The organism is Thermogemmatispora sp. (assembly GCF_042408735.1).
In the GTDB taxonomy this organism is placed as follows: domain Bacteria; phylum Chloroflexota; class Ktedonobacteria; order Ktedonobacterales; family Ktedonobacteraceae; genus Thermogemmatispora.
The window spans coordinates 1-11,491 of the sequence record NZ_JBHOQV010000143.1 but is presented as its reverse complement, the minus strand read 5'-3'; the positions used below and the strand labels follow the sequence as shown (position 1 = coordinate 11,491).

General features: G+C 62.3%; 6 protein-coding genes. 2 read left to right on the top strand and 4 right to left on the bottom strand.

The window, feature by feature from the left end:
- Positions 1 to 893: 893 nt before the first annotated feature.
- On the bottom strand, positions 894 to 1,781 hold the full coding sequence (locus ACFMO7_RS15795) for a methyltransferase domain-containing protein (protein ID WP_376796457.1): 888 nt from the start codon (positions 1,779 to 1,781) through the stop codon (positions 894 to 896).
- 406 nt (positions 1,782 to 2,187) lie between these two features.
- Here ACFMO7_RS15795 and ACFMO7_RS15790 point away from each other — a divergent pair, with 406 nt between their 5' ends.
- Both ACFMO7_RS15790 and ACFMO7_RS15785 read left to right on the top strand, forming a co-directional pair.
- Positions 2,188 to 3,492 (top strand): phytoene desaturase family protein, encoded by a 1,305-nt coding sequence (locus tag ACFMO7_RS15790; RefSeq protein ID WP_376796456.1) that lies wholly within the window; start codon positions 2,188 to 2,190, stop codon positions 3,490 to 3,492.
- A 155-nt stretch (positions 3,493 to 3,647) separates the two neighbouring features.
- Positions 3,648 to 4,559 (top strand): RNA polymerase sigma-70 factor, encoded by a 912-nt coding sequence (locus ACFMO7_RS15785; RefSeq protein WP_376796455.1) that lies wholly within the window; start codon positions 3,648 to 3,650, stop codon positions 4,557 to 4,559.
- Here the strand turns inward: ACFMO7_RS15785 and ACFMO7_RS15780 are convergent.
- The 3 genes from ACFMO7_RS15780 to ACFMO7_RS15770 form a co-directional block, all read right to left on the bottom strand.
- Entirely contained in the window at positions 4,528 to 5,367 is an 840-nt protein-coding gene (locus ACFMO7_RS15780) for a type II CAAX prenyl endopeptidase Rce1 family protein (RefSeq protein ID WP_376796454.1), read from the bottom strand. The genes ACFMO7_RS15785 and ACFMO7_RS15780 overlap by 32 nt on opposite strands.
- A 267-nt stretch (positions 5,368 to 5,634) precedes the next feature.
- Positions 5,635 to 7,662: a cellulose binding domain-containing protein gene (locus ACFMO7_RS15775; RefSeq protein ID WP_376796453.1), complete on the bottom strand. Its 2,028-nt coding sequence runs from the start codon at positions 7,660 to 7,662 to the stop codon at positions 5,635 to 5,637.
- Between the two features lie 651 nt (positions 7,663 to 8,313).
- On the bottom strand, positions 8,314 to 10,053 hold the full coding sequence (locus ACFMO7_RS15770; RefSeq protein ID WP_376796452.1) for an FAD-dependent oxidoreductase: 1,740 nt from the start codon (positions 10,051 to 10,053) through the stop codon (positions 8,314 to 8,316).
- Between the last annotated feature and the right edge of the window lie 1,438 nt (positions 10,054 to 11,491).

Sequence of the window (11,491 nt, the reverse complement as noted above, 5' to 3'; positions counted from 1 at the left end):
TCTGGGTTCATCCATAGATCCTCCATGAAGTTGACAGGCTGAATGTGCCGGAGAGCGCAGGTCTGGGGGAGGCTCTTCTCCCAGGGGATGACCGACTGGGCCGTGTGTCAGCCTCCTCAGGTGTCCGCTCCTCCAGTCTCCCTCGCCGGGGAGGTGATCCCGTTGCATCAGGTGCGCCGGCTCGCCCGCGTCTTCCAAAGCGAGCGCATCAATGCTGACAGGCTCTGTCACAGAGAGAATTCCCAATTCATTCGCGACTCTTTCTGGCTGACGCCTTTCCTGGCCTGCCGGGAGCGCCAGATGCTGTGGCCTGGCGCTTTTTCTTCTTCAAGTGTACCAGAAGCAGGCTATGCAGTGGAAGGGAGCCAGGAGCAATGCTGCCGATCTCTACAGGATTGGCAGGCTGGGCTAACCGGCGAGTGATCTACCGGGCAGAAGGCGCTCCTGCTCCCCTGATATCTATTCACCCCGCTTGCATCCTCATGCCCTGGAGATCCCCAGGTAGCCAGCCAAACCAGTCCAGTTCCCTGGCCCGAGACTCTTGGTCGCTCAGCCTCCAGGCAGGTGCGTCCTGATGCCAGGTTGGTCAGGCCCGCGAATAGTGCCAGCACCAACACAGGGGATCGAATTGACGATGGCTGGCCGGCAGGTATGCCGGGAAGGCTGCCCTGAGCTATCACGCCAGGCAGGCGATCATCGCCTGTGAGCAGGCGCGCAAGGCTTCTCTGGTTGCGAGCAATGCCGGAGCGCGCAGAAGCCAGCCGCAGGGTCTGCCGCCTTTGCTGCAGCGGCCGACTAACCAGATAGCGAAAAGTTTGGCCGCTCTGCCTGGCTGCCAGGAACCACTCGCTCGAAAGAAGAAATACGGACCCGGCCTGGCACCCGACCTCAGTTTAGGTGGACTCAGAAGCTGCCGGCCTTTCCCCAGTAGCCAGCGGTTTACGTCCCCAAACTGTCAACAGTGGCCACAGAGCAGAAAAATCCTCTTGTTGCATCTCTGCTACTGTCAACTGATACAGATATTCCAGCTCCTCTTTCGTGGCCACTCCTACTTTGGCCAGGAATGGTTGGACGAGTTCCAATCCAATCAGATAGTCTTTAAAGACGGGATAGTGGGCCTCAGTTCCCATCGACCACTCGATAACGCTGACTCGCTTCTGCACACCTTCAAAGCCCGCCTGTCTCACCATGCGGGGTAAGACCGTTATAGTGCCCAGATGGCGTCCGTCTGGAGAGAGGCTTTGACCGGCCCGTTTGAGGGCCTGGGCCACCAGCGAGGCGAAGCGCTCGTAGGCCGGGCTGGTCGTCAGGGGCGTCTCCATTTCTGTCAGACGCAAGATGCCGCCAGGCTTTAGCAATCGATAGCTCTCAGCCAGCAGCTTGGGCCAGGCGGCTGGCAGCATGAAGCCGCCGAGCAGCCTGCCATTGATCAAGTCAAAGGAGCCATCGGGGAAGGCCAGTGGCTCCATCACATTCATCACCTCAAAATGCACGTTCTCCAGCCCGCGCGACCAGGCCTGGGCGCGAGCGTACTCGATCACCTGCCGGCTGATATCTACCCCAACCACAGCGGCCTTGGGATAGAGAAAGGCCAGCTCCAGGTCCCAGCCCCCAGGTCCGCAAGCTAGATCCAGCACCTTTGCACCTTCTGGCAGCTTGATGTCTTCTTCTGGCAGGAGGCCGCCCATGCTCTCGGTCAGCAGTCGATCTTGTTGCATCAGGCGAGCCAATTCACCAGCATTTTCAGGATCGATCGGGTAAGTGCTGTCCGACTCTGCCATTGATGATGCTCCTTGCTCAGCTTATCTTCCTCTAGCGCCCAGACAGGCATGAGGATCACGCTCCCTGACTCTTCTTCCTCAAGTGTACCAGCAGCAAGCCTTGCCGTGGAAGGGTGACCAGAGCGATTCTGCCGATTCGCCCTGGAGCAACTCGCCTGGCTATCCAAATAAGCGACCAGTCACCTGGATGCCAGACTTACTGCGCAAAAGATTGTCCATCTTGCTTGCCCGCAGATGGTCCCCTCTGCGCTCCTGGCGGCTGCGACGGCCATGCGATCTATGAGCGGAGACCTTCAGCAGAGCTGGCAGACTAGAGCGGCGGCGCCATGTCACAAATCTAGGGGATGTTCCGTCTGCTTTTCGTCATCGGTGAAGATCAGATCAAACCTGTTTGGGAGGAGAGAGTATGCAGACAGATGTTGCCATCGTCGGCGCTGGCCTGACGGGGCTGACGGCTGCCGTCTACCTGGCGCGGGCCGGCCTGCAGGTAGCCGTCTTTGAAAAGGCAGCCAGCCCAGGGGGACGTGCCGCCACGCAGGTCTATCAAGGCTACTGCCTCAACCGTGGGGGGCATGCCCTCTATCCCGGCGGCGCAGCGACCCGGGTCCTGCGCGAGCTGGGCATCAGCTTCCAGGCCGGCTCACCGCGCCGGGTGCAGGTTCTGTCTCATGGCCGATTTTTTGCCTATCCAGCCGATCCTGCCAGTTTCCTGACCACAGCTCTCCTCAGCAGGTCCGAAAAAATGGAGCTGCTGAGAGTCCTGACCAGATTGGCGCTGCACAAGCCCCAGAGCCTGGCCGATCTCAGCGTACAGAAATGGATCGACGATCATGTCAGACACGAGGATGTGCGCCAGTTCTTGCTGGCTTCTGCTCGCACCCTGACCTATAGCGCCAATTTAGAGCTGACCAGCATGGAGCCGGTGGTAACACAGCTCCAGCTTTCGCTGAAACGGCCAGTGCTCTATATCGACGGGGGCTGGCAGACGCTGGTCGCCGGGCTACGCCGGGCTGCCGAGCAGGCTGGGGCCCGTCTCTACACAGGAAGGCGTGTGACGGCGGTGGCCCAGAGCGATGGACGGGTTGGGGGACTCGAGCTAAGCGAGGGCTATCTGTGCGAAGCGCGGGCTGTTCTCCTGGCGATCGAGCCGGCGGATGTCTTGCGCCTGCTCCCCGATCCTCTGCTGAGAGAGCGTCTCGGAAGGCTGAGGCCCCTGCCCGTAGCCTGCCTCGACGTGGCTCTGCAGCGCCTGCCGTGCCCTGCCCGGCCAGTCTCTCTCGACCTGGATCAGCCGCGCTTTTACTCGGCCCAATCGCTCTTTGCCCGCGTTGCTCCGGCGGGTGGGGCCCTACTGCACGCCGTTCGCTACCTCGATCCAACCGATCCCGGAGAGGCCCGCGAGCATGAACGCGAGCTAGAGGAGCTGCTCGATCTGGCTCAACCGGGTTGGCGCGATCTCGTGATCAAGCGCTTCTTCCTGCCCCGCCTGCTGGTTACGGGGGCCGTTCCTCTCGCCGAGAGTGCCGGCTTTGCGGGCCGTCCAGAGCCGCGGGTGGAGCATATTCGGGGTCTCTATCTGGCGGGTGACTGGGTCGGTCGGGAAGGCTATCTCGCCGATGCCTGCTTTGCCAGCGCCCGCCAGGCAGCCCTGCTACTGCTTGCCGAACTGGCCGGACGGCAAAGCCCCCACCGGCTCAGGGCGGCGGCCTAGAGCGAGCCTGATAGGGAGCAGAGGACAGGTCAAGTATGGTATGCTCTGTCAGGTGCCTGCCTTCGCGGCAGCACGCGACAGAGCTTCTTGCCTGCTGGCGAAAACGCCCGCTGAGGGATGCCGCCACAGGCTTTTCTGGCAATTCGCAAGCGCGCATGATGAAGAGAAACGAAGAAACCGGACGTATCTTTCAGGAGTATCGGCTCCTGCTCTTCTCCATTGCCTACCGCATGCTCGGCGAGGCCAGTGCAGCCGAAGATGTAGTCCAGGAGGCCTTCGTACGCTGGCTGCAGTCCGATGAGCAGGCCGTGCAGTCACCGCGCTCTTACCTGACCACCATCGTTGTGCGTCTATGTATTGATCAGCTGCGGACCGCACGAGCGCAGCGCGAGGTCTACGTTGGTCCGTGGCTGCCCGAACCAGTGGCCACAGGGCAGCGTCCCGAGCTGACGGCCACGGCAGAGCTGGCGGAATCGCTCTCCTTTGCCTTTCTCCTGATGTTGGAGAAGCTCAGTCCCCGAGAACGAGCTGTCCTGTTGCTGCGCGAGGTCTTTGACTATGAATACCCGGAGATTGCTGCAATCCTCGGCACCAATGCCGCGAGCTGCCGACAGTTGCTGCATCGGGCCCGCCAGCACCTGAGTCAGAGCGAGCGACGCTTTAGCGTTCCTCCGGCCCAGCAAGAGCAACTCACGGCCCGCTTCATGCAGGCGACCGCGGAGGGAGACGTCGAGGGACTGCTTGGCTTGCTGGCCGACGAGGCCATCCTCTTCACGGACGGCGGCGGCAAGGTCAGGGCCGCTTTGAAGCCGATTCAGGGGGCCCGGCGTGTGGCTCGTGGCATGTTTGGAGCGCTGCGCAAGTGGTTTCCCGCCGATCTAGAGCCAGTGCTTTCTGAGATCAATGGGCAGCCGGCCATCGTTGGCCTGGTCCAGGGAAAGCCCGTCGGTGTGATCTTGCTGCACCTGCGGGGAGGGCGCGTGAGCCGTATCTACGGCGTGGTCAACCCTGAGAAGCTGCGCTGGCTGGCCGGATTCATGGCGACTCGTGCTCGGGCTGAGCTTTAGCTGCCTCCGCCGCTCGAAGCGCTCTGGCGATAGTGTCTCCCAGGCCGTGCATTACGAGGTCGGCGCTAAAGTGTCCCAGCATGGCGGCCTCCAGGCCGTAGTGCCAGAACAAGTAGCCAAAAGCGACCCCAGCGATGCCGTTGAGCAGCAGTGCTCGCCCGACGAGCAGGGGAGTCAACTTGACCACAGCGGCAGTAGCGGGCAGGTGGCCCAGCCCGAAGAGGAGAGCCACCACGACAGTGGCCAGCCAGAAGACCCCAGGCGCCGGCTGGCCCTGCGCCCCACGCCAGATGAAAGCCACCAACCAGGCCAGCAGCGAGAGCAAGAAGAGGCGACAAAGCAACTCCTCCGCAATCCCTCCGTAAAAGCAGGCCAGCAAGCGCTTCCACAGGGCGGGAATGGGGAAGGCCGCCCGCATTGCCTGGGGCAGCCGCGGCCAAAAAACCAGCCCTTCCAGAATCAGCAGCAGGATGGCAGGAACGAGGCCGAGCAGCAGAGCTGGCCCCAAGAGCGCTTGGGCTTGCCTGTTCACAGATCTGCCCATCAGTAGGCCCTCTAGTAAAGGAGCCCCTAAACCGAGACTGTGGGCCATCGGGAGGCCCAGGCCAACCGCTGCAATCAACAAGATGCTACTCTGGAGTCCTTGCAGGACGAGTAGCACCCATAGAGGACGCTGCAGGCGCTCCTGTGCCCGCCTGAAGGCCTCGCGATTTAGTTCCAGCAGATAGGGCGTGACGCAGATCAGGCTAAAGAGCGCTCCCCCGCACAGGAGGGCGAACTCGGCCCAAGGAAAAGAGAAAACTGGCATATGGCGACCTCATCAACACAGTGTGCCAGGCGGGCCAATTGTAGCACTACTGGTGGCCAGAGACAATCACCGGGCCGGATCGGTCTGCTTGTCTCTAGCGGTCTATCTCTGCCAGGCAAAAGGCTGCCTCGGAGAGACACCTGCTCTGTTGAGAGGTGCTCTCCAAGGCAGCCCGAGAGCGGTCCAGGTAGATCGAGGGAAGTACAACGCTCCTGGCGATCAGCACAGTAAGGGCGATTCGCCGTTGACAAGTGCCCTGCCTGGTCGCTAGACGACGCTACAGGCGCGCCCGTTCAGGGTGAAGGCCGTCGGGCTGGCATTGCTGCCGTTCCAGGTTCCGTTGAAGCCAGGCGAGGAACCGAGCGTCGAGCCTGGTGGAATGGAGGCGTTGTACGATAGATTGGTGATGGTTACCGTGCTCCCCGACTGCGTGTAGGAGCCATTCCAAAGCTGGGTGATTTTCTGACCGCTTGGGAAGGTGAATTGCAGCGTCCAGCCGTTAATGGCCGTGCTCCCAGTGTTAGTAATTGTCAGGCTGGCGCTGAAGCCGCCTGGCCACTGGCTTGTGACCGCATAGTGTACCGAGCAGCTGAGACCTGCCGCCGCGGTAGGAGTGGGTGTCGGCGAAGGAGCCACCGTAGGTGTTGGCGTGGGCGAGGGGGCCGTCGTGGGAGTGACTGTTGGCCTGGGCGTGGGTGTCGATGTCGGGGTCGCCGTTGCGCTGCTGCCCGGTGTGAAAACCACCGTTGTCAGTGAATAGGGGGCGATCGATATGCTGGGCACGGGCGACCCGGTAACTACCGTCGAGCTGATCGAGCTGCTCGTCGCGCCGTAGGTATAGACGCGGGCGCTGGAGGCAGGGCTATAGCCATTGAGCGAGAAGGTCACATTATAGCTATTGCTGGGGTCCTTGTTGATCAGCAGCACGGCCAGGTTGCCATTGGCCTGTCGCACCGCGTGGACGGCTACCAGCGTCTGGTTGGAGGCCGAAGAGACCATCGTATCGCCGGCGTTGCCTAGATAAGAGAGCATCTGCAGACCATAGTAGGCCGGGAAAGGCGTATCGGCCGCCGGCTCGCATGGTCCGCCGCTGATACAGCCTCCATTTGCCAGGACGCCGTAGTCGCCGTACTGGGCTGAGCCGTAGAGCGACGAGCTGGTGTTACCGGCCACGGGCCCGTTGTGCAGCGTCCACCAGTCGACACTGGTGACCCCATTTTCCAGCCAGGTCATATAGTCATCGTCCTCGTAGAGGGCGTTGACGATGCTGACCGTTTGCTTGCCAGGATTGGAGGAGACCGAATTGGTCTCGGTCAGCAGGATTTGAACGGCGCTGGCGTGGGAGCCGCAGTACTGGGAGAGCTCCGAGCGCAGCGTCGAGACCATGTTCGGGATCTGGCTGGTTGAGGCGAGCAGCCCCGAGTCCGACTCATTGCCGGGATTTTGCGGGTACCAGTGGATGATGACGAAGTCGATAGCCGAGCAGGCGGTCGAAAGGACTGTCTGGTTCCACGGCTGAGGCGAGGCGGAATTGGTGACGCCGTCGGGCCAATTGCCTGGCGTCGTCAGGACGGCCCCGACCTTGATCGTTGGGTCGACGGCCTTCATGGCCTGACTGTAGGTCACCACGTTGTTGGCGTAGGCCGCCGAGGTGTGGGGGTTATTGTTATACTCCCAGCTAGCCCCGTAGGTGCCGTCGCCATAGATCTCGTTGCCGATCTCCCAGTACTTGATCCCGTAGGTGTGGCCCGTGCTGCTGGCCCCGGGATAGGTCGGGACGGGGCCGTTGTAGCCAGGCCCTCCTTTGTTGGCATACTGGACCCAACCAGCGGCCTCCGCGGGGGTGCCAGCTCCGTAGTCGACGGTGATGATCGGCTGGGCTCCTACGGACTGCACCAGGCCCATGAAGGCGTCAAAGGTGTTGTTGGGATCGAGCCAGCCCTGTCCGGAGACCAGAGAATGCGTCTGCCAGTGGTAGACATCGGAGGTTGAGCCGCCCGGGAAGCGCAGCATCCCAATGCCAGCGTTCTTAATGTCGCTGTTGGCTGCGCTATCCAGCAGATTGCTATCCCAGACGGCGGTGTTGAGGCCCCGGCTTAAGGTGGTCAGGGTCCCCAGCGACTGGTTGGCGTTGACTGTTACCTGAAGGCTGCCAGCCGCCGCTACCTGGCTCGCCGCTAGCGGGTTGAGCAGCACCAGTGCTGAAACAAGAAGGCAGAGCAGTACGGCACAGATGCCGACTGTTTGCCACCAATGAGGCCGAGGCACGCGCAGGCGTGCAAGCATCGCGGACATTCCCCTTGTAGATCCTCCCTTGCCTTGAGAAGCGCCTGCCGTTGAGAGAGGCAGGCGAAGCGGCCATACATTCGCGTTTTTCACGGCCTCACCATAGTCCAGTCCCGCTGGGCAGATCAACGACAGATGATGAGCATCTGGACAGCAGCCTTCGGGGTTCAGCCTCGGCCTGCTCATGTGCGTCTCTCTCCGGCTCCGCCTTCTCTCTCCGGGCAGAGGTCAAGCTCTGCCGTGCTGCCGATCGTTTCTGCCTTCGGCACGAGTCAGGCCCTTCTCCCGTGTCGACTCGCCTGAGCCGTCCCTATCCAGGACCTCTGGCCGCGGCGGCCCGCCGGGAGCGGAGGGTTTCGGGGCCTTGTTGTGGGACTACGGGCCGCTGTCAGTAGGCGTCGGGCGTCTATATCCTGGCTGGCTGGGACTGAGCCACCAGCTTAGTCGGGCTAGCGGCACGAGACCGTCCCTGGACAAGCCAGGGTCCTGGGGAATGATTGCGGCCAGGCGCTGGTCAAGTCTCATTCGCTGGACCAGAGTCGCTCTACTCGGGCAGACAGGTAGGCCGAGGGAGGCGACCAAGAAAATGGTGGGGGTGCTTCTACCGCGCTCGTTGGCTGCGGGCGAAGGCAGAGGCAGCCCCCGAAAGTCTGGCTCTATTCACTGCTCTGTTCGAGCTTGACCGGCGTGCTCGGACACTGGGGCAGCGAGTGTGCCGTCGCTCGCCTGTGTAGAGGAGGTTGTGGAGGGAAGGGGGGTTGTGGCCATGTCGAGGGCTGCGATGTAGCCAAAGGTCATGGCCGGACCGATGGTTGCGCCGGGGCCGGGGTAGTAGTGGCCCATGACCGAGGCTGTCGTGTTGCCCGCGGCGTACAATCCCTCGATCGCTGAGCCATCGGCGCGCAGTACGCGGGCCCGTTCATCGGTGACCAGTCCGCCTTTTGTGCCCAGATCGCCCGGCCAGAGCTTTACCGCGTAGAATGGACTTTCCTGCAGGGGGGCCAAACAGGGATTGGGCTTCACCGTCGGGTCTCCGTAGTAGCGGTCGTAGGCGCTCTCCCCTCGGTGAAAATCCAGATCCTGGCCGCTCTGGGCAAAGGCATTGAAGCGGCTCACCGTTTCCTGGAGACCCTGGGGGTCGATGCCCAGTTTCTGGGCCAGGGCTTCGAGCGTCGGCGCCTGGATAAAGTAGCCGTCGCGCAGCAGTTTGCGCGGCGTGAGGCCTGGCGGGACCATGCCGAACGGGTATAGCCGGCGAAAGCGCCTGTCCATGATGAAGTAAGCCGGGATGCAGGGCACTTCCCGGTGATGGGCGTACATGATGTGGACGGCGTCGGTGTAGGACTGGGCCTCGTTCATAAAGCGCCGCCCTGCCTGATCGACGATGATTGATCCTGGTAGCGAGCGCTCGTTGACGTGAAACATCGGTACGCCTTCTGGCAGAGAGGTAGGTCCCCACCAGGCGTCTTCCATCAGGGCCACGTCGGCGCCGATAGCCTGAGCGGCCTCGATCACTTCGCCGGTGTCGCCAGGGGCTGCCGAGGTCCAGGTGGTCTCGATGGGGGCCTGTTGATAGTGCTGCCGCATGCGGGCATTATGAGCGAAGCCGCCGGCGGCCAGTAAGACCCCGCGGCGTGCCTGGATGCGTACCTTGCGGCCCTCGTGAGTGGCGACAATGCCCCTGACCCGCTGCTGCTCCAGCACCAGTTCGTGCATCGGACTCTCGTTCCAGAGCACGACGCCAAGTTTGTCTGCCAGCATGAGCAGTTGCCCGACCAGGGCCTTGCCGAGGGCCATATGGCGGCGTTTCGTCAGCAGTTGCCAGGCGTTACGGGCCATGACGCCTGTGATCCGTAAAAAATTGCCGGGGGTACGCAGGGCCAGGCCGAGAGCGCGGTACTCGCTGGTGGTGAGGGCCAGCTTGCCGGCGAGACCTTCTCGGGAGCGAATCAGGGGGTAGAGTTTTCCCAAAGGCCGACCGGAGATCAGGGCGGACTCGACCAGTCGCGAGCGAACATGACCGCCAGGTTTTTCGGGGTAGTAGTCGGCATAGCCGTCGGCCCGACGGAAGCGGAGTCCCTGGGCGATGAGGAAATCCAGCATGCGCGGGGCTTCACGCAGATACGCTTCCTGTTTCGCGCGCGGGGTTTCATCGCCGACCGTGGCCTGTAAGTAGGTCAGGGCAGCTTCGAAGGAGTCTCTGATGCCGGCTCGTTGCATCAAGGCATTATTTGGAATCCATAGCCCTCCTCCCGAGAGGGCAGTCGATCCTCCGAAATAGGCGGTCTTCTCCAGTACGACCACAGATAGGCCGCGATGGCGGGCCGTGACAGCCGCCGTCAAGCCGGCGGCTCCGCTACCAACGACGACCAGATCGAACGTCCAATCCCAGTCGGTCATGAGAGCACCTCTCTTTAAGTCAAAGAGGAACGCAGCCGTGCTGGAGCTGATCAGCTGCGCTCGCACAAGCAAGCAAACAAGAAAGGGATCAGGTAGCTAGCCAGTCGCCATCGGCTGGCAGAATGGCACCGTTGCTAGCACTGGCTTTCCTGGTCTCCAGGCAGGTGGGCCGCCGGATTGCGCTGACCTGGAAACAGGAGGCGACTTGCTGCCCTGCTGGACGCTCTCAGTGGTGGTGCCAAGTGCCGCCAGGTCGCTGGCAGGGACGATCGCTCTGGGACGGGCCGCGCTGCCGCCGGGGTTGAACTCTCTGGAGGGGAAGGCGAGGTCGCTGGTCAGCCCAACTGGCCCGACAGCTCCATGTTGGGTACCGCTGCTGTAGGATGGAGCCGCGGCGCCACCTGGTTCAGCCTCAGAGGTCGCAGCGAGGGAGCTGCCTTTTCGCTGCTCTGAGGGGGTTGGCATGGTTGGCCAGCGGACCACGGGGAGACCATCCGGATCAGGGGCTGGCGGGCGCTTCCGAGGCTTGGGGGCACTTTGGGCGACTGAAGCCGTGAGATCAATGTGGCTGGGGTTGTGGCGGGAGGTGGCGAGAGATCCGATGGTGGGGATGGCCCTGTTCAGCCTGGTCCCCGCTTCGCTGTCGGAGGCGACATTGGCTGGACAGGTGGTGTTCCGGGCGGGCTGTTGCTTGGTGCGCATCAGTCTGTGCTCCTTCTCTGGATGGTCCTCCACGAGCGAGAACGGCGTTGAGGCTCGTCCCTTCCTCGATGAAGACGATCGGCAGCCACCGGCGGCGCCGCCGGTGGCCTCCGCCTGCGAGGGTGTCTGCTGGCATTATAATGTCACTGAGTGACAAAAGTCAATGAGAGACAGAGAAATTGCGAACGAGGGTGGTGCTGGTGCTGGCTTCGACGAGGCCCGCCAACCAGTGTACGAACGCTGGCGGCATCTGGCATGGGCGGACCTGGTCCTTCTGTCGCGTGTAGGGAGCAGCCAGAGGGTGATAGCGGAGTTCTGGGCAGGAGGGTGCTTGAGCAGGTGAGAGGGAGCGATAGTGATCACGGAGTAGACAAAGCTTTCTGGCGTGTGGTACGCTAGAAAAGGATGCATCTGCTTCTTCTCACAACCTCGGAGGCGGAGCGGAGATGGAAAGGATCCGATGGGACTGGCTCTGCCGGAGCGGCAGCGAGGTTTGAGGAGTGGAAGGCTGGTCGGAGAGGAGGCGGGTTAGCGGCAGCAGGGGGAAACGAGAGGGAACGGGAAACACGATGAGGACGGGATGAATACGGGCTGCTACTGGTTGTGTGTGCTGGTGCCTTCTATACTCTGTGATAGAAGCAGTTGCTCTTGCAGGATCAGTGAGCCGGAGAGAGTGCGTAGTGCCAGACGAGGGAACTCCGCTCTGCGCTGGGGCGGCGGGCCCCTCTGGTGAGCA

Coding starts and splice junctions, on each gene's coding strand:
- ACFMO7_RS15780 (WP_376796454.1), bottom strand. CDS start 5,367: ATGCCAGTTTTCTCTTTTCCTTGGGCCGAGTTCGCCCTCCTGTGCGGG.
- ACFMO7_RS15790 (WP_376796456.1), top strand. CDS start 2,188: ATGCAGACAGATGTTGCCATCGTCGGCGCTGGCCTGACGGGGCTGACG.
- ACFMO7_RS15775 (WP_376796453.1), bottom strand. CDS start 7,662: ATGTCCGCGATGCTTGCACGCCTGCGCGTGCCTCGGCCTCATTGGTGG.
- ACFMO7_RS15785 (WP_376796455.1), top strand. CDS start 3,648: ATGATGAAGAGAAACGAAGAAACCGGACGTATCTTTCAGGAGTATCGG.
- ACFMO7_RS15795 (WP_376796457.1), bottom strand. CDS start 1,781: ATGGCAGAGTCGGACAGCACTTACCCGATCGATCCTGAAAATGCTGGT.
- ACFMO7_RS15770 (WP_376796452.1), bottom strand. CDS start 10,053: ATGACCGACTGGGATTGGACGTTCGATCTGGTCGTCGTTGGTAGCGGA.